A 25,084-nucleotide genomic window follows, 5' to 3' on the forward strand; every position below is an offset into this window, starting at 1 on the left:
CATGAAAAAAACATTGTACTTATTCGCTGTTGCAGCATCCGGTTTTTTATTTTCTCAAAAAACGCCGATTAATATTCTTCCATCCGGTCATATTATTGCGAAAGCTAATATTGAAGGAAAAGAAGGAAATTTCATCTTCGATACCGGCGGCGGCATCAATTTATTCTTCGACAGTTTTGCTAAAGATTTAAAACAAAAATCAACCTATAATTTCCTGACAGCTTATCGCGCAACTGGCGAAAGAATGGATATCCCTGTATTTCAAAGCAGTGAAGTTTCGTTTGCCGGAAAAAAATTCGCCAATATACCTTACTCTACTTTTGATATGAAGCTGAACGGCATTGATGGTTTGATCTCACTTCCCATGTTCAGCGAAACAGATTTTATCATTGATTTTGATAAAAAAGAAATCAATCTTACCGATCTTTCCAAAGAAAAAAATGCTAAAGTTTTTGATATACAAATTACAACTCAGGCAGATAAATCGTTGGATATTTTCACTTACATTATGCTGAATGATCAATATAAAATTCAGGTGTTGCTAGATTCAGGAGCAGGAAATAATTCTTTCTGGTTAAGTGATAAACTGCTAAAGACATTAAGTATCGACAAAGAAAAACTTGAAGTTCTAGAAAAGAAAAGTGAATTTGATGAAAAGGTAGTTACCAAATTCTACAAAGGTTCTGTAAATTCAATTTCCAACAAATTTGTGACCTTGAAAGATCCCAAAGTGATGTTTGTAGAAGGTTTAATTTATGAAGGAAAAACAAGCATCAACTGGTTCGGAAAAAAAATAGGCATCAGCCTGAAAAACAAAAAAATGTATATTTTAGACTAATTCTTTTATTCAATTCTAAAAAGAGAGGGTTAAAAAATTCATAAAAATATTCGTAAAGGCTTTTTCAGATGTTTTTATTGAAAATACTTATAAAATAATAATTTTTTACAGTACAGATATGCTTAATTTGATTAAATTTACGTCAATAATGTATATCATTTTGATGTACGAAAAACAGCTAGAAAAAAACTTGTATGAATAAAAAAAGTGCCACTATATATGATATTTCGAAGAAGCTAAATGTCAGTGTGGCAACTGTTTCGAGAGCATTAAACGATCACCCGAGAATCAGCCAGGCCACAAAAGATTTGGTAAAGAAAACTGCTAAGGAAATGAACTACAAGCAGAATAATCTTGCCAAGGCACTGAAAAGTGGGGAAACCAAAAACGTAGGAATTATTGTTCCGTTTGTAAATACCAATTTCTTCTCCTCCGTCATCCGCGGAATTGAAGAAGAGCTTTCACCATTCGGATATCACGTGATTATCTGCCAAAGCCACGAAGATGTAAATATTGAAAAAAGACATCTTAATACTTTGCTCAATGCTCAGGTAGACGGCATTTTCATGTCGGTTTCCAAAACAACGATCGATACAGAACACATCCAAAATATTTTAGATACTACGAATACTCCGATCATCTTTTTCGACCGTAAAAAAGATATTTCGGGAATCAGCACCGTGGTGATTGATGACTACAGAGGAGGCTATATCGCAACTGAACATTTAATAAAAGAAGGCTATAAAAACATTTGCCATTTTGCCGGAGATCTGAATCTTGAGATCTATCAAAACCGTCTGAATGGTTATAAGCAAGCCTTAATAGATCATCAATTACCCGTAAAAGAAGACAATATTCTACAAACCGGCAGTTCTATTGATGCAGGAATTGATGCCATTAAAAAGCTTTGGGATAAAAAATCTGTTCCCGATGCAATCTTTTCTTCCAGTGACTTTGCCGCATTGGGTGCCTGTCAGGAACTTAAAAAACGTAATATTAAAGTTCCGGATGAAGTAGCTGTTATTGGGTTCTCCAACGAACCTTTTACTCAATTTATGGAGCTTCCGATAAGTTCTGTTGACCAAACTCCTGTACCTATGGGAAAAATGGCAGGACAAGTGTTTCTCGAAAGTATAAAGGAAAACGGTTCCGGAGTTTCTATTGAGAAAAAAGTGGTGCTCGCTCCGCAGATTTATATTCGAAAGTCATCTAAAAAAGATTAATTTTCTTTTCGCATAAAGTCAAAAAGATCTTACGGAGACAAATACTTTATTTGTCATTGTGAAACATCTAAACTTATATAAAAAAACAGCTTCAAAAAGAGGCTGTTTTTCTTTTGTCTTGAAACAAAAACTCAAGACTTGGAAATTTTCGATAAAAATTAAAATTTAAACTTTATTCCAACATCATATTCTAAGCATGGATTACAAATCTGTGCTACCTAGTCTACGTTATCTAAGCTTTAACCAATTTTATAATCCTTTAACTTTTAAACAGTCCATAAGAATTCATTTTATACTTATATTTACCTTCAACTAAATTCAAATTGATTATGAAAAATATTAAAACAGCAGCCATCTTGGCAATTCTCTTTTTAGGAACGGGAACTGCTTTTTCTCAATCCAGAAAAACAGAATCCATCAAAGGCGTAGAAAAATCAGACAATGATAAAAAAATACAGGTAGAAGGCATCGGCCATAAACTGAATTACACCCTTAACGGAGGTATCGTAGAAGTGGAAGGAGGCGATAATACGATCACAATTAAAGGAAGCGCGAAGAAAATTTCTGTTTCCGGAACTGGTAACAAAGTGTACATCGATAGAGTAGATAACATTACAATGGAAGGAGGTAACAATACCATATTTTATAAAACTTCCGGTACAAAAAGCGGAAAACCCAATACGTCATTGACTGGGGTAGGAAATAAAGTTGCCAAGCAATAATTTGATTAGAATCAATATGCAAAATATACTGATATCGCGGATTTTTAATTCGTGACATTTTTATTATGGAGGACTAATTTAAGTTTTGGCTAAAGCCAATATGATTTGCATATTCATTAAACTGGCTAAAGCCCGTTCCTATTGATATAAATATCTTGATTAGATTATACTATTATGTTTATTCGTGTAAAAAAGTGCTACTCCTGTTTAAAAGAAAATGCTCCTCACCGAAGCAAGAAGCATTTTCAACCCTAATATTTATATAATTAAAACAATAATTATAAAGAAACACCCCTTCTCCAAGGAATGAAATCATTCTGATTGAGTAGGTCGGCTTTGGTTTTTACCTCGCCGCTTGCTACTTTTATAATGTATTCTAACAATTCGTCTGCTGCTTCAGGAATAGTTTTGTCTCCGCTAATCACTGTTCCCGCATTAAAATCGATGATATCCGACATTTTTTCGGATAAAATCGTGTTTGAAGAAATCTTCACCACTGGAGAAATTGGATTTCCCATTGGGGTTCCCAAACCTGTTGTGAAAAGCACAACTGTTGCTCCAGAACCTACCAAAGCCGTTGTACATTCGGCATCATTTCCGGGCGTACACAAAAGGTTTAGACCTGATTTTGTAGCGTATTCAGTAAAATCCAAAACTCCTACAATTGGGGCTGCACCACCTTTTTTAGCCGCTCCTGCAGATTTCATGGCATCGGTTATTAGTCCATCTTTAATATTCCCCGGCGACGGATTCATATCAAAGCCTGAGCCTGCAGCAACGACTGATTTTTCAAAATCCTGCATCAGTTTAAGAAATTTTACGCCATCTTCATCATTGATGCAACGATTGACCAACTCCTGCTCTACCCCACACAATTCAGGGAATTCGGCAAGCATCGTTGTTCCGCCAACTGCCGCCATAATATCGGAAACTTCACCCAAAACAGGATTTGCAGAAATTCCGGAGAAACCATCTGAACCACCACATTCTAAACCAATATTCAGTTTTGTGATCGGTGCAGGTTTTCTTTCAATATCGTTGGCTTTTTTAATTCCTTCGTAAGAATCTTTGATAACGCCGGTTAGCATTTCGTCGATCGTACCGGATTTTTGCTGTTCGTAAACAACAATCGGTTTTTTATTATTCGGAGCTAAAGCATGAAGTGCATCCATAAAAATCTGCACCTGAAGATTCTGGCAACCTAAACTTAAAACCGTTGCTCCTGCAACATTCGGATTATTCACATATCCTGCGAATAGTCTTCCCAATGCTTCCGCATCCTGACGAATTCCGCCACAACCACCCTGGTGCGTGATGAATCTAACATCAATATTTTTAAATACTCTCGTATCTTCTTCTTTTTCTTCCTCCAAAACATCAGTCGCTCCACCATTTAATAATGATCTTAGCAATAATTGATGTTTACTTGCCTTATCGTGAAGTAATTCTTTTTCGAAAATATCTTTAAGCGTTTCAATATTCTTGTTTTCACAGAATACCAAAGGAAAGAAAAGCCAAACATTTTCCGTTCCTACTTGTCCGTCTTCACGGTGATATCCCATGAAAGTGCGGTCTTTCCATTTATCAACATTCGGTGGAGTCCAGCCTAAAGTAGCGGTTTTTCCTTCTACTTTTGCACTTTGGTGCTTTACGTTTTCAGTCGTAATCACTTCCCCTTTTTTGATAGATTGATTCGCTTTTCCAACGATCACGCCATACATAATAATATGATCGCCATCTTCAAAATCTACGGCGGCGAATTTGTGTTTCGCCTTCGTATCTTTTATAATTTCGTAAGTAAGTTCACCCAAAGTAACAGTTTCCCCCTGCGCCAAATCAACCAGCGCCACCACTACATTATCCTTGGGATTTACTTTTAGTACTTTCTTTTGCATTTTTTCTAAGAATAAAATTGTATAAAGTTGTGATATGCAGTTTCCACGCCGTTGTGATCTATTTCCCACAAAGCTTTTGCCACTGCATCTTTCAAGCCTTCCACCTGAGTAAGGTCTGTGTCCCAGAAAGTTGTTTCGCTTAATGACAGTTCTGCAACTTTTCCGTAATCTTCGTTTGCCCAGATTTCTTTGAATTTAGCAACGATAGCTTCTTCATCATTAATCGGTAAAGCTTTTTCTCCAAAACTCCCCTGATAGAATCTGATTAAACTTGCCAAAGAGAATACCAAATTCAACGGTAATTTTTTATTGATTTCAACATAGCCCAACAAACTCGGAAGAATTCTTACCTTAAATTTAGAAACAAAATACAAAGCAATACTCGTCTGATAATGTTTAATAAAAGGATTTCTGAATCGGTCGAAAACTTCTTCCGCAAAATCTTTTAATTCCGTTTCATCTAAACCTAAGGTTGGATTGACTTCATTGAAAATAGTTTCACTTAAAAACTGACCAATAAATGCATCATCAATAGATTCTTTTACCGTTTCTTTTCCTGATAAAACTGCCGGAGCCAACATTAAGGTGTGACCGCCATTCAGAATTCTTACTTTTCTTAAGCGATAGGGCTGAATATCATCAACGACTAAAATTTGTTCATTAATCCGATCAAAAGGAATTCTTTCCTTCAAATTTCCGGCATCCTGAATAACCCAAAGTAAGAACGTTTCAGAAACCACCATCATTTGATCTTCGTAATCTAACTGATCTTCGTAAGATTCTACATCGTCTTTCGGATAACCCGGAACAATTCTGTCAACCAATGTATTATGGAAATAATTATTTTGGTTAATCCATTGCACAAACGACTCTTCTAAATTCCAAAGTTGAGCATATTTAATAATAATATCTCTTAATGCAAAAGCATTATTTTCAATTAATTCACAAGGAATAATTCTCAATCCTTTATCAGTTGCTCCGTTAAAATGTTTGAATCTTTCGTGAAGCAAAACCGCAACTTTCGCAGGGAAATTCTTGTGCGGACCTTCGTAAGAAGTTTCCGTTTCATCAAAAGCAATTCCTGTTTCTGTAGTGTTTGAAAAGACAAATTCTAATTCTTCTTCTTTTGCTAATGCTAAGAATTCATCATAATTTGCATAAGGATTGATCGACTTTTGAATCGCAGAAATGATCTGCTTTTCATCATGGATTTCTCCTTTTTTAATTCCTCTTGTGAAAAGCGTATATAAATTATCCTGCTCTTCCAGTTTATGAACCGAACCATTCGGAGTGGGTTGTACATTTACAATTCCACCTTTAAAATCGGTTTCTTTATTTAATTTATCAATAACATAATCTGTGAATCCTCTCATGAAATTTCCCCCACCGAATTGTATGATTTTGATCGGAAGTTTTTCCTGAGAATTGCTTAATTCACGATTCAATTTTTGTTTTATCTGATTTTCCATCTTCTTTAATGTTACTTGCGCTTATTTTTGTTTGGTTTTGTTTTAAACGCAAAGGGCGCAAAGATTTTCTTGACTACTATTCGTTTTTAAGTTCGCAAAGGCGTTTCACTTAAATAAGATCGCAAAGTTTTTATCTTAGCCAAACCTTCAATGTTTTTGAAACCTGGAAGGTTTAAAACTGTATATTCTTATTTTATTATTTTATATTTTGGAACCAATGTTTTCATTACACTCCATGCAATTAGATAGGCAACGGCGCAAACTGAAAAAATAATCATGTATCCTTTATCAATTCCATCTACCACTACTGCTCCTGATTTTTCTAATTGTTCAAAGAATCCATCCGGCAATCTTTCGTTGATATATTGTGGATATTTTTCTAACAATGGAATTCCGTCAACGGTTGACCAAGCTTTGTGAGCGTGATCGAACAAAACTCCTGAAGATTTATTAATGATAAATGAACCGATTCCACCTGCCATTCCACCAATTCCGGTGATGGTTGCGATTGCTTTTTTCGGGAACATATCGCCAACTGTTGAGAATATGTTTGCCGACCAAGCTTGGTGTGCTGCTCCTGCAATTCCGATAATTAAAACAGGAATCCAATAGGTCATTGAACCTAAAGGTTGTGCTAAAAGCGCTAATAACGGGAAAAATGCGAAAATCAACATCGCTTTCATTCTTCCTGAATAGGCGTTCATTCCTTTCTTTTCCACAAAATATTTTGGAAGCCATCCTCCGATAATCGACAATAAAGTAATCATGTAAAGAACGAATAACGGGAATGCACTTTGGGTAGAATCCATTTTGTAAACCGAGCTTAAATAAGCGGGAGTCCAGAATAAAAAGAACCACCAAACACCGTCTGTCATGAATTTCCCAAAGGCAAAAGCCCAAGTCTGTCTGTGACTAAAACATTCCTTAAACGAGAATTTTCTTTCTTCTGTCTGTACTATGTTTTCTTCAACCGGAAAATCTTCTACATCCTGCTGAATATACGTCAGTTCATGCTCATTAACTTTATGATGTTCATGAGGTTTTTTATAATAGAAAACCCAAAGTCCCATCCAAACAAATCCTAATGCACCAATGATGATAAATGCCCATTCCCAACCCATTGATTTTGCAATGAAAGGAATCGTAATCGGTGCTGCTAAGGCTCCCACCGTTGCTCCGGCATTCCAGATACTTGTGGATAAAGCTCTGTCTTTTTTAGGGAAATATTCAGCAGTAGTTTTAATGGCTGCCGGGAAATTTCCTGCTTCACCAATTGCTAATACAAAACGTGCGAAAATAAATAATGAAACACTCGTACTGATAATCGCTGAAGTATTGGATACCGTCCCGATTAATTCTTTAGAGCCGTGAAAACCAGCGAACCAGTTTCCGGTAAGAATTCCTGAAGTTGCAATTCCACAAAATGCGTGTAAAATTGCTCCGACAGACCAAATTCCGATTGCCCAAAGGAAACCTTTTTTGGTATCCATCCAATCCACAAATTTTCCAGCGAAAAGCATTCCTATCGCATAAAAAATAGAAAATAAAGCTGTGATATTTCCGTAATCGTTGTTATTCCAATGAAATTCGGGAGCGATAAAATCTTTCCACGTTAATGATAAAACCTGACGATCCAGATAATTGATCGTTGTTGCAATGAACAGCAAAACGCAGATCGTCCATCTGAAATTCGTTGGTTTTGAAGATTTAACTGAACTCATATTAGTTTTAGAATTAGTTAGTTTTTTGAATATTTTTTAATAATAATTTTTGTTTTTAACGCAAAGAACACAAAGATTTTCTTTAAAACTTGATGTATATTTTTAAGTTCGCAAAGGCGTTTCACTTAAATAAGATCACAAAGTTTTTTGCTCTGCTTTATCATTATTATTTTAAAGTTTGAATGATATCCAAAACTTTTTTAGTTTCATTTTCAATGGTTGCATAGTCTTTTGCCGCCATCAATTCTTTGCTTACCAATTTGCTTCCCATTCCAACTGCAGCTACTCCCGCGTTGAACCAACTTTCAATGCTGTCTTTTGTTGTATCAACACCTCCAGTCGGCATAAATTTCAGATTTGGGAAAACATCTTTGATTGCACTCATAAATCCTGCTCCTAAAGCATTTCCAGGGAATAATTTAATAAAAGTTACTCCAGCCGCTTCGGCGGTAATAATTTCCGTAGGTGTCATACAACCTGGACTATATAGCAAATCTTTTGGAATTAAAAATTCTGCTACTTCCGACACAAAACCCGGACTGATAAAGAAATCTGCCCCAACTTTGTAATATTCTTCAGCTTGTTGTAAATTTTTAATCGTTCCGATTCCTAAAAGCATTTCCGGCATTTCCACATTACGGATTTCTACCATTTTTGTAAAATTACTCAACGCAGATTCGCCACGGCTTGTATATTCTACCGCACGAATTCCTGCTTTGTAAAGTGATTTTAATATTTCTATGGTTACCGTTTCATCAGCATTATAATACAGAGGTAAAATCCCCTGATTGATGATGACGTTGGTAACGGTTTGAATTTTTGTCATTTTGTTGAATTATCTTGTTTAAAAATAATTTTTAATGGGATGAAGTCTATCCTTTAGTGTGCTGTTTCTTAAGATTAAATTTTTAACGCAAAGGGCACAAAGATTTTTCTTTTAAAACTTGATGTATATTTTTCGTTCGCAAAGGCGTTTCACTCAGCCAAGTCCGCTATTTTCCAACTTTAGTTTATGCATTTCCTAGAAGCTATTAGCAAAAAGCCATCCGCCAGAAGCAAATTACCTTTTGATTCTTCCTCCAGAATTTCCAGCCATTACTTCCAGAATATCTTCTGCACTGCTGTAATTGATATCTCCTAAAATAGTATGTTTGATGGCGCAGGCTGCGTTGGCAAAATTCAATGCTTTTTCGTCATCGAAATTGATTAAGCCATAAATCAAACCTGCGGCAAAAGCGTCACCTGTTCCGATTCTGTCGACTACATTGTCTATTTCTAAAAATACAGTTTCAAAATAATTTCCGTTAACCCAAGCTCTTCCCTGCGTTTGCTGAGAACTCGCCGTAACACCGATTCTTATTTTGTCAAAAATTTTATGGATCGAAGGACATTGTTTTTTCAATTCTTCACAAGCTTCAATGAAACCTTCTTTATCTGATGAAAACTGAGTTCCTAAAATTTCGTTGATTTCATTTACTCCGCCGATGAAAATTGTTGATAAAGAAACCAATTCTTTCAACACTTCATTTCCGTTTTTACCATATTTCCAAAGGTTTGAACGGTAAGCCGGATCTGTTGTTACTTCAATTCCCAATTCACGGGCAGTTTGTAAACCTTCTTTCAAAGCTTCATAAGCTGTTTTTGAAATTCCCGGACTAATTCCTGTCCAATGAAAATATTGGCAACCTTCAAGTGCTTTTTTCCAGTCAATTTTTTCAGGCTGAATATTGGCAAAAGAACCATTCAATCTGTTGTAAGCAATTCTGCTGGCACGAACTGATGATCCTACTTCTAAAAAGTACAACCCTAAAGGATGTTCATTTTTAGAAATAAAATGGGTATCAATTCCAAAACTTTTGATGAAAGAGATTGCCGATTCTCCCACAAAATCATCAGAAACAGCACTCACATGTTTCACTTCACAACCCATTGTTGCCAATGAAGAAGCGACATTAAGTTCAGTTCCGCCGAAGAAAAATTCCATTTCGTGGCTTTGCTTCATCGTTCTGTTTCCGGGAGGCGAAAGTCGCATGATGATTTCACCGAAAGTAAGTATTTTGCCCATAAGTTTTTACTAACCTTAATTTTTTGAATATCTGTTTCTGTTTTTAACGCAAAGGGCGCAAAGATTTTTTTTAACTACTACCTGTCTTTAAGTTCGCAAAGGCGTTTCACTCAGCTAAGACCGCAAAGACTTTTCATTAGTAGAAATTACAGATTTTTTTATTTAAACCATTAAGATTTTATTAAGGAGTTTAGAAAAATTAAGTTGAGCTTCGCTTTAAGCGTTTTTACCTAATTAAAATCTTTGATTTTATCTTAATCAAAACTTAACTTCTTAAATTTCCTTAATGGTTTAAAATTTATTTTTATCTCTCACAGATTTTACAGATTACGCAGATTTTTTTAAACATAATCATCTGCTAGATTTGCTAAATCTGCGAGACTTTTTATTTAATTTGAAATTTAAAAATCAAAATAATTTTTAGCATTATGATAACAGATATCAGAAATTATTTTTCCGACATGTTCCATATCGTCCGGTAATTCTCCGTTCTTCATTTCTTCACCGAATAAATTACACAATACTCTTCTGAAATATTCGTGTCTTGGGAAAGAAAGGAAACTTCTTGAATCCGTCAACATTCCAACAAAACAGCTGATTAATCCCATGTTTGAAAGGGCATTCATCTGCTTGATCATTCCGTCTTTCTGATCTAAGAACCACCATCCTGAACCGAACTGTACTTTTCCTTTGATGCTTCCATCGTTGAAATTCCCGATCATTGTCGCGAAAATTTCGTTGTCGGCAGGATTTAAGTTATATAAAATGGTTTTCGTTAGTTTATCTTTTCCGTCTAAAGCGTTCAATAATTTAGACAAAGTTTCAGCCTGAACGAAGTCACCAATAGAATCCCAACCCGTATCCGGACCTAAAATTCTGTGCATTCTTTCATTATTATTTCTCAACGCACCCAAATGGAACTGCTGAACCCAACCAAATTTGTGGTAAGCCTCCCCTAAGAATAATAAAATGGCTGTTTTGAATTGATTTACCTGCTTTTCAGCGATTACTTTTCCTGAAATTTTATCGTTAAAAATAGTCTCCACTTCAGCATCCGAAGCTTCTTCGAAAGAAATATTGTTCAATCCGTGGTCACATAATCTGCATCCGTTTTCGTGGAAATATTCAATTCTTTTCGTCAAAGCATCACACAACGTTTGATAAGAGTTGATTTCAATTCCGGCAGATTCGCCTAGTTTAGAAATATAATCTGCAAAATTGTGATTTTCAATCAAAATCGCCTTATCAGGACGGAAAGCTGTACTCACTTTAATAGAGAAATCGCTTTTCGCCAAATCTTGGTGATAATTCAATATGTCAGTAGGATCTTCCGTTGTGCACAGAGATTCTACGTTCATCATTTTTAATAAACCTCTTGTCGATTTTTCAGGAGTCTGAAGCTGAGATGAGATATTATCGTAAATTTCTGATGCATTGTCACCATTCAGCAATTCATCAATTCCGAAATATCTTTTTAATTCTAAATGCGTCCAGTGGTACAAAGGATTTCTCAATGTATACGGAACTGTTTTAGCCCAAGCCTCAAATTTTTCTTTGTCTGAAGCATCTCCCGTGATGAATTTTTCGTTCACGCCCATTGTACGCATGGCTCTCCATTTGTAATGGTCACCCGCAATCCAAACCTTTGAGATATTTTCGAAAGACGTATCTTCTGCAATATCCTTAGGAATCAAGTGATTATGATAATCAATAATGGGTTGTTTTTCCGCGTACTTGAAGTATAATTCTTCAGCGTATTTATTCTGTAATAAAAAATTATCTGTAATAAAAGGTTTCATTCTAGTCTAATTCTGTTGTTATTCATTAGCAGGCTTCCCGATGGTTGCCAGAATTCCTCCATCAACGTAAATAATCTGTCCGTTGATAAATTTGCTTGCGTCTGAAGCTAAGAAAATAGCCGTTCCTGCAAGGTCTTCCGGATTTCCCCATCTTCCTTCCGGAGTTCTGCTGATGATAAAATCGTTAAAAGGATGCCCATCCACTCGGATTGGTTCTGTCTGAGAAGTTGCAAAATATCCCGGACCGATTCCGTTCACCTGAATATTATGTTTTGCCCATTCTGTCGCCAGATTTTTGGTAAGCATTTTCAGACCGCCTTTTGCAGAAGCATAAGCTACTACGTTGTCACGTCCCAACTCACTCATCATTGAGCAGATGTTGATGATCTTTCCTGATTTTCTTTTGATCATGTATTTTCCAACTAATTTGGACATGATAAAAGGTCCTGTAAGATCTACATCGATTACTTTTCTAAAGTCTTCTACTTCCATCTCAATTGCCGGAATACGTTTGATGATTCCTGCGTTATTGACAAGGATGTCTATTTTTCCATGAGTAGCTTCCATTAAAGCTACTTTCTGAGCGGCTTCCAGCTCATCCGTCACGTCAAAAAGATAACCGGTTGCTTTATATCCTTTGGAATGATAATAGTTTAAAGCTTCCTCTAATTTTGACGGCGTTGTGCTTGTGATCGCCAATTCAGCACCTGCAGCGGCAAGACCTTCTGCCATTGCCATTCCTAATCCGTGAGTACCGCCTGTAACGACTGCTACTTTGCCGGATAAATCAAATAAATTCATTAGAAAAATTACTTTAGTTCGTTAGTTTTAACAGCGTCCATATCACCGTAATCCATATTTTCTCCTGCCATTCCCCAGATAAATGTGTAGTTGGAAGTTCCAACTCCTGAGTGAATCGACCATTCCGGAGACAATACCGCTTCATTGTTTTTCATAAAAATATGACGGGTTTCATTCGGTTGTCCTAAAAAGTGACTTACCGCCTGACCTTCTTCCAAATCGAAATAGAAATACGCTTCCATTCTTCTAGTGTGCGTGTGAGAAGGCATTGTGTTCCAAACGCTTCCTTCGTGCAGCTCGGTCATTCCCATTTGTAGCTGGCAAGTTTCTAATACGCTATTGACAATCAGTTTGTTGATTGTTCTTCTGTTTGCGTATTTTGTTTCGCCCAATTCTACAATTTCAGCTTCGTTTTTTGTGATTTTCTTTGTAGGATAAGCGTGATGAGCCGGTGCAGAATTGAAATAAAATAAAGTCTGACCTTCATTTCCGTTTTCAAAAACAACATCTTTTGCTCCTTTTCCAATGTATAAAGCTTCTTTATTTCCCAGTTCGAAAACTTCACCATCCACAGTCACCTTTCCGGCAGCCCCTACGTTGATGATTCCCAATTCTCTTCTGTCAAGGAAATTCTCTGCTTTAAGATCGTCTGTTGGCTCCAGTTTCAAAGCACTTTTTACAGGCATTACACCACCAACAATCATTCTGTCGTACATAGAATACACTACATTGATCTGATCTTCATTAAATAAATCATTCATCAAAAACTCCCTTCTCAAGTCTTCAGTTGTATATTTTTTTACATCTTCTGGATGATGGGCGTAACGAAATTCTGATTTTGTCATACTACTTTATACTTTTCTTTTTGCGGTTTTATCAAAACCTGTTAAACATTGCGTAATCGATTGCATAAAATTACACTAAAATTCTGTAGAAATACTTGTGGGATAAATATATAATTATTCTGCAATTAGTTAACAAAAATTTAATTTAAATTTATAATAAACTGAAATACAATTTAATAAAATTTAAAATTGAGAAGAATTTTGAAATATTTTAAGAAAATATTAAGATTTAGATTAACCAAAATTAATGCTTAACTATGGTTTAAATATAAAATCGTGCCAAAATAAAACCACAAAACAATCAATATTGAATCGATAATAATAAGCCAAATATACTCTACATATTATATATATTAAGATTAATCCTTATTGAGTAGAAAATAAGGTTAAAAATATTAACCAGAAAAGCTGACAAAAATCAGTAAAAGGGTGAAAATTTTATTCTTGAAGACAAATTTGGGGATTTTTCAAGGCCAAAAATGAGGCAGATTTTAAGGAATTTTTAAGTTTTAAAATGTTAAACAATACATTTTTTAAAGATTTTTAAATACAAATAAAAGTTACCACATAAACTATCAAACACTTAATAATCAATAAATTAAATCAACCTAACGAACAAATGTTTTGAAAAAATTAACACATTAAACAATCAAATTAATGAAAAAATAATATTTTTTTCTTTGTGTAATGGAAAATAATATTAGTTTAGAAGCCAGGATATTTTATTATGAAAAACTACGCAATCGATTGCACTCTAAAAGCGTATTTCTTTCAAAGAATATTTACCACTGAAACGCCGTAGAATACTTACAAATCCACAAAAAACACACAAAAATTGAAAAGAAACTTTCAACCAAGAATTAAAACTATAAGGATACTAAAATGGATAAAAGAGTACAATCAATAAAGTGGTTATATTTAACTGTTTTTCTACTTCCAGTCCTTGCTATGGCTCAAGAAAAAGAACCGAAAAAGGAAAAAGAAACTAAAATCGACGAAGTGGTTTTGGTAGGTTATACCAAAGTTTCTAAAAAGGATGTTACCAATTCTGTGGCTTCTGTAAAGGCAGATGCAATTAAAGATATGCCTTCTACCAATGCTGCCGAAGCTATTCAGGGAAGAATGGCCGGAGTACAGGTTTCGTTAAGTGAAGGTTCGCCGGGTGCTGATGTAGACATCGTCATCCGAGGTGGTAACTCGATCACGGGGAGTAATGCACCACTCTATATCGTGGACGGGGTACAGATGGACAACGCACTTTCTATTTTATCACCCAAAGAGATTGAATCTATTGAGGTTTTAAAAGATGCATCTTCTACCAATATTTATGGAGCGAGAGGAGCTAACGGTGTGGTTTTAATCACAACAAAAGGCGGTCGCAAAAGAGCAAAAACATCCATCAACTACAATGGATTTTTAGGAGTAAGAAAAATACAGAATACTATTGATGTATTAGATCCTTATCAATACGTGCTTTATCAGTACGAAGTTTATAACAAAGGCGGCGTACAGACTGATATAGATGCCTTTGTAGCAAGATATGGTACTTATGATAAGCTTGAAGATTACAAAAAATTAAAAACAAGAGACTGGCAGGATGAAGTATTCGGAAGAGAAGCCTTCAACTTTACGCATAATCTTGCAGTAACGGGCGGATCTGATAATTCATCTTTCTCATTATCATTGAATAATGTGCAGGAAGACGGAATTATGATCGGTTCCGGATTTAAAAGAAACATGGCCAACTTCAAGTATGATTACGATATTTCTAAGAAGTTGAGCATGAGCTTGAATGCCAGATATAGTAGACAAACAATCTACGGGGCAGGAACATCTTCTACAGGTTCTCAGGGAACAAACAGACTGAGAAACTCTGTAAGATATCAGCCATTTGAAGGAGGTTCTAATGTAAATGTGGATGATTTCGATCCGTTATTTGCTAATGAAACCAATCTTGTAAATCCTATTCTTTTAGCGAATAACGAGATTAAAGAAAACGGCAGAAACGATTTATTGCTAAATGGAACAATAGAATATAAAATCAGTAAAGATTTTACGTTTAGAAGTGTGATCGGTTATGTTCAGAGAGATGAGTTTATCAATCAGTTCTCAGGAACGGTAACATCTGTTGCAAGACAGAATAACGATCAGCCGGTGGTAGTTTTAAACAAATCTCAGACGAGAAGAATTACCAACACCAATACGTTAAACTACAGAAAAACATTCGGAAATCATAAAGTAGACTTATTAGTAGGTCAGGAAATTGTGAAAACGGATGGAGAATCATTGGCAATGACCATTAAATGGTTCCCAAAATCGATTAATGCTGAAGAAGCTTTTGCTAATATTCAGTCGGCATCGCCTCCAGCAGGTTTGATACAGGATGCACCGAGAGCAGGAAGAAGCCCGGATCGTTTGGCATCATTCTTTGGTAGAGCCAATTATATTTTCAAAAACAAATACATCCTTACTGCTTCCATGAGAGCCGATGGTTCCAGCGTTTTCGGACCAGGAAACAGATGGGGATACTTCCCGGCAGCTTCAGCAGCTTGGAAGATTACTGAAGAAAATTTCTTGAAAGAAAGCCAAACAATCAGCGAATTAAAACTTCGTTTAGGATATGGTCTTTCCGGAAATAACAGAATCGGGTCTTTCTTGTACGATACTTTCTTTACAACATCGTCTGATTACGGATATGCATTTGGAACAAACGTAACACCGGGAGCAACTACAGGAAACATTTTAGCAAATAAAAATGTAAAATGGGAAACAGCGACTTCTAAAAACATTGGTTTAGATTTCGGCTTTTTTAAAGGGAAAGTTTATGGTGCGTTAGATTTATATCAAACCGATACCAAAGATTTATTACTTTTAGCACAGATTCCTAAAACTACGGGTTACGAATATCAATATCAAAACTCAGGAAGTACGACGAATAAAGGTATTGAATTCTCCATAGGAAGTACAATTATCAGCAATGAAAAATTTTCTTGGAAAGTGGATGCTAATATTTCATCAAACAAAAACATGATCAAAAGTTTAGGGAATAATGCTTCTCCAAGCTCATTCTCTTACCTATACCCTTCCGGATGGCAAAACAGTTTGAATGATTTCTTAGTACAGGTGGGTAAACCGGTAGGTACTTTCTGGGGATATCAAACAGCAGGAAGATATGAAGTAAGTGATTTCGATTATAACCCAACAACGCAGGTTTATACATTAAAAGCAGGAATTCCTAGTTCGGCAGCAGCAGCAAATGGAGCTAAACCAGTACAACCGGGAGATCTTAAACTTCAGGATCTGAATGGTGATGGTGTAATTGATAATAAAGACATGACCGATTTAGGAAATGCACAGCCTAAATTCTATGGTGGTTTCAGCCAGACTTTCCGTTACAAAAACTGGGATATGAGCATGATGTTCAATTTCTCAGTCGGAAATAAAGTTTATAATGCTAATAAAATCGAATATTCAACACAATATTTATACAGAGACAATAATATGTTGGCGGAAGTGGCCGACAGATGGAAATGGTTTAACAGCGCCGGAGAAAAAGTAACAGACCCCACCGCATTAGCTGCTTTAAATGCTAACACAACAGGGTGGACTCCGCCTGCAGGTGCCTATTTCTTACATTCGTATGCTATTGAAGACGGTTCTTTCTTAAGATTAAATAACGTAACCATCGGTTATTCTCTTGGAAAAGAATTTACTAAACAATTAGGTCTTTCAAACTTTAGATTGTATTTTACAATGAACAATGTATTTACAATCACAGGTTACTCTGGATATGATCCGGAAGCTAATACAAGAAGAAATCCTTTAACACCGGGAGTAGATTATGCAGCTTATCCGCGTAGCAGATTTATCTTATCCGGAGTTGACATCACTTTTTAAACCCTAACATTATGAAGAAGAATAAATTTTTAGCTATAGTATTTTCCATTGCAGGATTAATCACTTTAAATTCATGCGATCAATATCTTGATGTAGAAAGCTTATCTAATACCGCAGAAGCTCAGCAGTTCGACTCTGCGTCGGATACTTTCTCGGCCTTGGTTGGTGTCTACAACGCCACAATGGGTGACAACACCTACGGACAAAGGATGAATCTTATTCTGACACAGTCAGGAGACGATTTAAGAACTTCAGGAGACTATAATGCCAATGACAGAAGAGGAGTTAGCTGCTTTGGCGCAATACCTACAAATACAGAACTTTTAAGACCTTTCCTTGATACGTATGCAGGTATCGAGAGAGCGAATCTTGTTATTAAAAATATTCCGCTTTCGCCAGTTTATAAAACAGGTTCTGATGCAGATAAAAAATTAATGGACAGATATTTGGGTGAAGCTTTAACGCTGAGAGCTCAATTCTATTCTGATCTTATTAAAAACTGGGGAGATGTACCTTTCCAGGACGTTCCTTCAGCAGATTTGCCAGATTTATACCTTCCTAAAACAGACAGAGATATCATCTACGATAAAATTCTTGATGATTTATTGAAAGCTGAAAGCTTAGTTCCTTGGAGATCTGAAGGTGGAACAACCGCTCAGAGAATTTCAAAAGGAGCAGTGAAAGGATTAAGAGCAAGAATCGCTTTAGCAAGAGCTGGATATTCATTAAGAAGAGCACCACAGCAAATGCTACAGGGTTCTAATCCTCAGAAATATTATCAGATTGCTTTTGATGAATGTAAAGATATCATCAATTCTGGTCAGCATCAGTTAAATCCGAGTTATGAAGGAATGTTCAGAGCATTGCATACCAATTCTCAGGATGCTACAAACGAAGTAATTTATGCCATCGGAGCATTCGGAGGAAATTCAAGAACGGATTCTAAAATCGGTTACTACAATGGGTTGAGACACGATGATACAGACTGGAAATCTTCAGGAGGTATCAGCGCTATTCCAACTTATTTTTACGAATTCGGAAAATATGACCTAAGAAGAGACATCAACGTTGCGATCTTCAGAGTAAATACATCAAAACAGGAAGAACTTCAGACTTCTATCAACTGGAATGACGGAAAATTCAGAAAATCTTGGTCAAATATTACAGGCACTTCTCAGAACCTTGGTATCGACTGGCCTTTGTTAAGATATTCTGACATCCTGTTAATGTTTGCCGAAGCAGATAACGAATTGCATGGTGCGCCTTCACAAGATGCTATCGATGCAGTAATGGCGGTAAGAAGAAGAGCTTACACAGGTAATCTTGGTCAAGTAGGAACCATTCCTACCACTAAACTTGCGTTCTTCAATTATCTTGTAAAAGAAAGACAATTGGAATTTGGTGGAGAAGGTTTGAGAAAATATGATCTTATCCGTTGGAATTTGTTAGAAACAAAAATCAATGAAACCAGACAAAAACTGACTGATTTCATGAACGGTACAGGCGCTTATGCCAACATTCCGGAATATATTTTCTATAAAAAAGTAGCGTACGACAAGTCTAAAACGGCTCAACAGAATATTACAGATATAGATTTCTATACTACGACGGGCGTTGCAAAAGCAGATATTTTCTATAGCCCGAACCAAAGTGTGGCGACACCCTCCGGATATACGAAAGTTAACTGGAGATTAGCAATGACACAGTCATACATTAGTGGCGACCCTCTTAAGAGTTATGCCTATTATTTCCAGCCAAACAAGAGAGAACTTCTTCCATTGGCTTTGGATGTTGTTAATTCAAACTATAATCTTACCCAAGATTACGGATACTAGAAAAAGTTTCGCATTCATATCAAAGAATACAGGCTTATTCCTCAAAAGAAAAGCCTGTATTTTAACTAAAAAATTTTTCAATGAAAACTTCCACTTTTATTAAAAATTTAACGTCACTTTCAATCTTTTCGATCATCTTGTTAAGTCTTCTTTCTTTTAAAACTGCTGATAAAACGATCGTGGTTTCAAAAGACGGAAAAGGCAACTTTACCACAGTACAGCAAGCCATCGATGCCGTTGAAAATGGTTCTTCAACAAGAACAAAAATTTTAATTAAATCTGGAACTTACAAAGAAAAAATTACCGTTCCTGAAAGCAAAGGAGCTATTTTATTAGAAGGCGAAAATTCTCAAAATACCATCATCACATTTGATGATTTTGCTTCAAAAAAGAATGCTGAAGGAAAAGATATCGGAACAACAGGTTCTTCCACGATTTTTATTTATTCAAATGATTTTACAGCGAAAAATATTTCGTTTGAAAACAGTTCAGGAAGAGTCGGACAAGCTGTTGCTGCTTTAACGACAGGTGACAGAATAGCTTTTGAAAACTGCCGATTTTTAGGAAATCAAGATACTTTATATTTAAAAGGCGTTCAGGATTCACCCGATAAAACAAGATCTTCAAGAAATTATTTTAAAAACTGCTACATCGAAGGTACAACAGATTATATTTTCGGAGCCGGAACTGCCGTTTTTGAAAACTGTACGATTTATTCTAAAGAAACAGCAAGCTATGTGACTGCCGCTTCTACTCCACAGGAAAACGAATTCGGATTTATTTTTATCAACTCTAAAATTATCGGCGATGCCAAAGAAAATTCAGTCTATTTAGGACGACCTTGGAGACCTTTTGCAAAGACCGTTTATATCGATTGTGAAATCAACTCAACCATAAAACCTGAAGGCTGGCACAACTGGAGCAAACCCGATGCAGAAAAAACAACTTTTTACGGAGAGTCTAATTCAAAAGGTTTAGGAGCGAATGCTGCCAAAAGAGTTTCATGGTCACATCAGTTAACAAAGGAAGAAAGAAAAAAATACACCATAAACAATATTCTTAAAGGAAAAGACAATTGGAATCCATTGAAAAGTTTGAAATAAATTTTTAATCTAAATCTCAACAACACCAAAAAATTTTCAATCATGAAAAAACACTTCACAAAGCTCTTCACGATAGGAATTTTATGCGGTATTTCCACACAGATTAACGCTCAACAGGTGTTAAGTTTTCCGGGTGCTGAAGGTTTCGGAAGATACACAACAGGCGGTCGTGGCGGAAAGGTTTATTTTGTGACTAAATTATCAGATGATGGTTCAGAAGGAACTTTAAGATATGCTTTAGACCAAAAAGGTCCGAGATATATCGCATTTAAAACAGGAGGAACAATTTATCTGGAGTCTCCTTTAAAGATAAAAGAAGGCGACGTAACCATTGCCGGACAAACCGCTCCCGGAGACGGAATTACTATAGCCAATTACGAAACTTTCGTAGGCGCAGATAATGTAATTATTCGTTATATGCGTTTCAGAATGGGCGATCAGAAAAATTATGAAGGAGATGCATTGGGCGCAAGATTCATTAAAAATTTAATCGTTGATCATTGTTCGATGAGTTGGTCTACAGACGAGACCGTTTCCATTTATGTTAACGAAAATACTACACTTCAATGGTGTGTCATTGCAGAAAGTCTAAGAAACTCTGCCCATCAGAAAGGCGCTCACGGATATGGAGGAATTGCAGGCGGAAAATTCGCATCTTTTCATCATAATATCTACGCGCACCACGACAGCAGAAATCCAAGATTGGGAGAGTACGCAGGAAGTAAATTTGCACTGACCGATCTTACCGATTTCCGAAATAATGTGATCTATAATTGGGGGCACAATAATGTCTACGGTGGTGAGGGGATGAATGTGAATATCGTTAACAATTACTACAAACCAGGACCAGCAACGATGACCAGACAAAGAATTGTTGCCATCGATAAAAACGAAAAGCCGGAAACCGAAGTTTATAATATCTGGGGAAAATATTACATCAACGGAAATATAATTGAAGGAAATTCTGAAATCTCAAAAGACAACTGGACACAGGGAGTTTTTGCACAGATGAAACCTTCTTATAATTTGACGGATAAAGATAAAAACGAAATAAAAATCAACCAACCTCACGATATTCAGGATAATGTAAAGACAGATAGTCCTAAACTGGCTTATGCCAAAATTTTGGAGATTGGAGGAGCAAGTTTGACGAGAGATGCAATCGATTTACATGTATTAAAAGATGTAAAAAAAGGAAGTTTCACATATAATGGTTCAAAAGGAAGTACCAACGGAATCATTGATTCTCAGAAAGATGTTGGCGGATTCCCAGATTTGAAACAAGGCACACCTCTACCCGATTCAGACAACGACGGAATGCCCGATGAATGGGAAATAAATAATGGTTTAAATCCAAAAGTTGCCAATGCCAACGGAAGAGATTTAAATAAAAACTACGATAATATTGAAGTCTATTTTAATGATATTGTTAAAAAGATAACCGAAAAACAATAACAATGAAAACACTTGAGAATCGGTTATATCATATTTAACTTGAACAATTTTAGATAAAACAAACAACTTTAAAATTAAAACAAATGAATTTCATTAATTATAAAATAAAAGCATATGCTGTTGCCATCTTAGGTTCAGGAATGTTCTTGGCTTGTGCTCAGACAAAAACAGCAACCGCTGCAAAACCGGCTACTGAAACATCAAAATCAGGAAAAGTTGTTCCGATCAATCTTAAATGGTCTGAAAGAATGATGCTTTCCGAAATGCAGAGATTTCCACAAGCCTGGATGCTGGATTTCAGCAAAAGCCCAAAATGGACGTATCCATCAGCAATTGTTTTGGATGGCGCCGAAAAATTATATGCAAAAACAGGTAAAAAAGAATATTATAATTATATCAGCGATTTCGGTAAAGATTTAATTAAAGAAGACGGTACCATCCTTACTTACGACCTTGATAAGTACAATATCGACATGCTGAACAGTGGAAATGTTTTACTTTATCTTTATGAAAAAGAGAAAAAAGAGAAATATTTAAAGGCACTTCAAACATTACGTCTGCAAATCGATGGGCAGCCAAGAACCAATGAAGGTTCTTTCTGGCATAAAAAAATCTATCCTTACCAAGTTTGGTTAGACGGATTATATATGGGAATGCCTTTCTACACACACTATACAAAAGATTTCGTAAAAGGAGCAGACGCTCAGAAAGCGTATGATGATATTGTTTTCCAGTTTGAATCTGTTCAGAAAAATATGCTGGATAAAAAAACTGGATTGCTGTATCACGGCTGGGATGAAAGCAAAGAACAGGCTTGGGCGAACAAGGAAACCGGGCTTTCACCTAATTTCTGGGGAAGAGCAATGGGCTGGTACGGAATGGCGCTGGTAGACGTTTTAGATTATTTACCAAAAGACCATCCAGGAAGAGCAAAATTAATTTCTTATATAAAATCTTACGCTGATGCCGTGATTAAAGTTCAGGATAAAAAATCAGGACTTTGGTATCAGATAATGGATAAGCCTTTGGAAAAAGGTAATTATGAAGAAGCTACAGCATCCTCTATGTTCGTTTACACCATCATCAAATCGGTGAATGAAGGTTATCTGCCAAAATCATACAAAGCGGCGGCTAAAAAAGGGTACGACGGAATCATTAAAAACTTAATCACCGTTGATGAAAACGGAGTCGTAAACTTAAATAAATGCTGTGCCGTTGCCGGATTAGGCGGAAAACCTTATAGAGACGGTTCTTACGAATATTATGTAAATGAAGAAATCCGTTCCAATGACGGAAAAGGAACAGGCCCATTTATTCTGGCAAGTTTGGAATTTGAAAAGTAATGTTTTAAACCATTAAGAAGAGCTAAGAAGTTAAGATTCTATTAAGCTCATTGCTTAAAGCAAAGCTCAACTTAATTATACTAAACTCCTTAATAAAACCTTAATGGTAAAAAATTTTAAACAATTAGCCTTTGCTGAGTGAAACGCCTTTGCGAACGAAAAAATCATCAGCATTATTTACAAAAAAACTTTGCGCACTTTGCGTTAAAACTAAACCAGATCTAAAATCTGATTTATGAAAACAAAAAACATTTTAAATATACTTTCAGTAACTGTTTTTTCAATTGCGTCAAATTATTTGAATGCTCAGGAAAAAAACTACGTTTCCGAAGTCTGGACTGCCAATCAGGGAAAGAATTATAAAAATCCGATCCTTTATGCAGATTATTCCGATCCGGATGCCATTCGTGTGGGTGAAGATTATTATATGACCGCTTCGAGTTTTAATGAAGCTCCGGGACTGCCGATTCTTCATTCAAAAGATATGGTTAACTGGAAGTTGGTGAATTATGCCCTTCCGGATGTCCTTCCGAGCGAACATTTTTCAACGCCCAAAAGAGGCGACGGCGTTTGGGCGCCTGCCATCCGTTTCCACAAAGGAGAATTCTACATTTATTGGGGTGATCCCGATTATGGAATTTATATGGTGAAGACCAAAGATCTGTTGGGAGCTTGGGAAAAACCCGTTTTGGTGATGGAAGGAAAAGGCTTGATTGATTCCTGTCCGTTTTGGGATGAAGACGGAAATGCTTATTTAGTTCATGGTTGGGCGGGAAGCCGTGCCGGAGTGAAAAGTATTTTAACTTTAAATAAAATGAATCCTGAAGGAACGAAAGTTTTAGATAAAGGCGTTCATGTTTTCGATGGTCACGATGCACATCCAACGGTTGAAGGTCCTAAAATGTATAAAAGAAACGGCTATTATTACATTTTTGCTCCTGCTGGCGGCGTGGCTACAGGCTGGCAATTGGTCTTAAGGTCTAAAAATATTTATGGTCCTTACGAGGAAAAAATTGTGTTAGAGCAAGGTTCAACAAAAATCAACGGACCTCATCAGGGAGCTTGGGTAGACACGCCTTCGGGTGAAGATTGGTTCTATCATTTTCAGGATGTGGATGCAGGTGGAAGAATTGTTCACCTTCAACCGATGAAATGGGAAAAAGACTGGCCGGTTATCGGAATTGACAATAATAAAAACGGAATCGGAGAACCGGTTTTAACCTATAAAAAACCAAACGTTGGGAAAACCTACCCTGTCGTTACACCTCCTGAAACAGACGAATTTGATGGAGAAAAATTAGGGTTACAATGGCAATGGAGCGCGAACGAAAATATAGTGTGGTCTTCTAAACTTCCGGGACAGAAATTTTTAAGATTATTCTCGATAAAAGTTCCTGAGGGTGAAAAAAATCTGTGGAATGTCCCGAATTTATTAACCCAAAAATTCCCGGCTCCGAATTTTGCAGCATCTACAAAAGTTAAATTAACTCCCGAAGATGCTAAAGAAGGAAAAACCGCAGGACTTTTAGTGATGGGATTAAATCATGAATCAATTGTAATCACCAATAAGCCGGACGGGTTTTATCTTCAGTTAAGAAGAGCCGAAAAAGCAGATAAAGGCGGCGAAGAGAAGATTTTGTTTGAAACCAAATTAAAAGGAAACGAAGCTTATTTAAAAGTGAATGTAAATGAACCCAATGGTTTATGCCAGTTCAGCTACAGTGAAAACGGAAAAAGCTTCACAAAAGTAGGTGACGTTTTCCAGTCGACGCCAGGAAAATGGATTGGTGCTAAAGTCGGTTTATACAGCATAAGCACCACCAAAGCGGCGCGCGGCGGATATGCCGATTTTGATTGGTTTAGAATAACGAAAAATTAAGATTTAAAGCGCTCGCAGATTGAGCAGATAACGCAGATGATCCTGTATAATTTTTTATCGAATTAAATAACAAAAAAATCTGCGCAATCTGCCTAATCTGCGAGCAAAAAATAAATATTAGATTAAAAAATCTAAGAACAAAAAACTTTACAATATAGTTTCATTTTTATTCGTCGTTTTGCTGTTGTCTGCAT

The 25,084-nt window shown here is 36.1% G+C and carries 17 protein-coding genes; 9 read left to right on the top strand and 8 right to left on the bottom strand.

Annotated elements, in window-relative coordinates; genetic code table 11:
* The first annotated feature begins 1 nt into the window (after position 1).
* From OXQ85_RS10115 to OXQ85_RS10125, 3 genes are all read left to right on the top strand, one after another.
* Positions 2 to 838, top strand: a complete 837-nt coding sequence (locus OXQ85_RS10115; protein WP_267404132.1) for an aspartyl protease family protein — start codon at positions 2 to 4, stop codon at positions 836 to 838.
* Between the two features lie 194 nt (positions 839 to 1,032).
* Entirely contained in the window at positions 1,033 to 2,061 is a 1,029-nt protein-coding gene (locus OXQ85_RS10120; RefSeq protein WP_267404134.1) for a LacI family DNA-binding transcriptional regulator, read from the top strand.
* A gap of 329 nt (positions 2,062 to 2,390) precedes the next feature.
* Positions 2,391 to 2,783, top strand: a complete 393-nt coding sequence (locus tag OXQ85_RS10125) for a DUF3060 domain-containing protein (protein ID WP_267404135.1) — start codon at positions 2,391 to 2,393, stop codon at positions 2,781 to 2,783.
* A gap of 278 nt (positions 2,784 to 3,061) precedes the next feature.
* Here the strand turns inward: OXQ85_RS10125 and OXQ85_RS10130 are convergent, their stop codons facing one another.
* The 8 genes from OXQ85_RS10130 to kduI all read right to left on the bottom strand — a co-directional run bounded on the left by OXQ85_RS10130 (position 3,062) and on the right by kduI (position 13,378).
* On the bottom strand, positions 3,062 to 4,678 hold the full coding sequence (locus tag OXQ85_RS10130) for an altronate dehydratase family protein (RefSeq protein WP_267404137.1): 1,617 nt from the start codon (positions 4,676 to 4,678) through the stop codon (positions 3,062 to 3,064).
* A 5-nt stretch (positions 4,679 to 4,683) separates the two neighbouring features.
* Entirely contained in the window at positions 4,684 to 6,147 is a 1,464-nt protein-coding gene (locus OXQ85_RS10135; RefSeq protein ID WP_267404139.1) for a tagaturonate reductase, read from the bottom strand.
* Positions 6,148 to 6,335: 188 nt separating this feature from the next.
* Positions 6,336 to 7,868 (bottom strand): MFS transporter, encoded by a 1,533-nt coding sequence (locus tag OXQ85_RS10140; protein WP_267404140.1) that lies wholly within the window; start codon positions 7,866 to 7,868, stop codon positions 6,336 to 6,338.
* Positions 7,869 to 8,034: 166 nt separating this feature from the next.
* Positions 8,035 to 8,694 (bottom strand): bifunctional 4-hydroxy-2-oxoglutarate aldolase/2-dehydro-3-deoxy-phosphogluconate aldolase, encoded by a 660-nt coding sequence (locus tag OXQ85_RS10145; protein WP_267404141.1) that lies wholly within the window; start codon positions 8,692 to 8,694, stop codon positions 8,035 to 8,037.
* A gap of 234 nt (positions 8,695 to 8,928) precedes the next feature.
* A complete protein-coding gene (locus OXQ85_RS10150; RefSeq protein ID WP_267404142.1) occupies positions 8,929 to 9,933 on the bottom strand; it encodes a sugar kinase in 1,005 nt (334 codons plus the stop codon).
* A gap of 401 nt (positions 9,934 to 10,334) precedes the next feature.
* The gene (gene uxaC / locus OXQ85_RS10155) at positions 10,335 to 11,732 is read right to left on the bottom strand and encodes a glucuronate isomerase (protein WP_267404143.1); all 1,398 of its coding nucleotides are present in this window, start codon (positions 11,730 to 11,732) and stop codon (positions 10,335 to 10,337) included.
* A gap of 18 nt (positions 11,733 to 11,750) precedes the next feature.
* The gene (locus tag OXQ85_RS10160; protein ID WP_267404144.1) at positions 11,751 to 12,533 is read right to left on the bottom strand and encodes a gluconate 5-dehydrogenase; all 783 of its coding nucleotides are present in this window, start codon (positions 12,531 to 12,533) and stop codon (positions 11,751 to 11,753) included.
* An 8-nt stretch (positions 12,534 to 12,541) separates the two neighbouring features.
* Positions 12,542 to 13,378, bottom strand: a complete 837-nt coding sequence (gene kduI, locus OXQ85_RS10165) for a 5-dehydro-4-deoxy-D-glucuronate isomerase (protein WP_047438108.1) — start codon at positions 13,376 to 13,378, stop codon at positions 12,542 to 12,544.
* Positions 13,379 to 14,260: 882 nt separating this feature from the next.
* On the opposite strand from kduI, the gene OXQ85_RS10170 reads away from it, so the two are divergent.
* The 6 genes from OXQ85_RS10170 (at position 14,261) to OXQ85_RS10195 (ending at position 24,890) form a co-directional block, all read left to right on the top strand.
* The gene (locus tag OXQ85_RS10170; RefSeq protein ID WP_267404147.1) at positions 14,261 to 17,275 is read left to right on the top strand and encodes a TonB-dependent receptor; all 3,015 of its coding nucleotides are present in this window, start codon (positions 14,261 to 14,263) and stop codon (positions 17,273 to 17,275) included.
* Positions 17,276 to 17,286: 11 nt separating this feature from the next.
* Positions 17,287 to 19,110, top strand: a complete 1,824-nt coding sequence (locus OXQ85_RS10175; RefSeq protein WP_267404149.1) for a RagB/SusD family nutrient uptake outer membrane protein — start codon at positions 17,287 to 17,289, stop codon at positions 19,108 to 19,110.
* Positions 19,111 to 19,190: 80 nt separating this feature from the next.
* Positions 19,191 to 20,213: a pectinesterase family protein gene (locus OXQ85_RS10180; RefSeq protein WP_267404151.1), complete on the top strand. Its 1,023-nt coding sequence runs from the start codon at positions 19,191 to 19,193 to the stop codon at positions 20,211 to 20,213.
* A 42-nt stretch (positions 20,214 to 20,255) separates the two neighbouring features.
* Positions 20,256 to 21,668, top strand: coding sequence for a pectate lyase (locus OXQ85_RS10185; RefSeq protein WP_267404153.1), 1,413 nt, complete (start codon positions 20,256 to 20,258; stop codon positions 21,666 to 21,668).
* An 83-nt stretch (positions 21,669 to 21,751) separates the two neighbouring features.
* Complete coding sequence (locus tag OXQ85_RS10190) at positions 21,752 to 23,011, top strand: glycoside hydrolase family 88 protein (RefSeq protein WP_267404155.1); 1,260 nt, start codon at positions 21,752 to 21,754, stop codon at positions 23,009 to 23,011.
* Between the two features lie 235 nt (positions 23,012 to 23,246).
* Positions 23,247 to 24,890, top strand: coding sequence for a glycoside hydrolase 43 family protein (locus tag OXQ85_RS10195; protein ID WP_267404157.1), 1,644 nt, complete (start codon positions 23,247 to 23,249; stop codon positions 24,888 to 24,890).
* Positions 24,891 to 25,084 lie beyond the last annotated feature (194 nt).

Origin of the sequence: Chryseobacterium sp. GM_Chr_2 (assembly GCF_026540445.1) — a bacterium.
Lineage (GTDB): Bacteria > Bacteroidota > Bacteroidia > Flavobacteriales > Weeksellaceae > Chryseobacterium.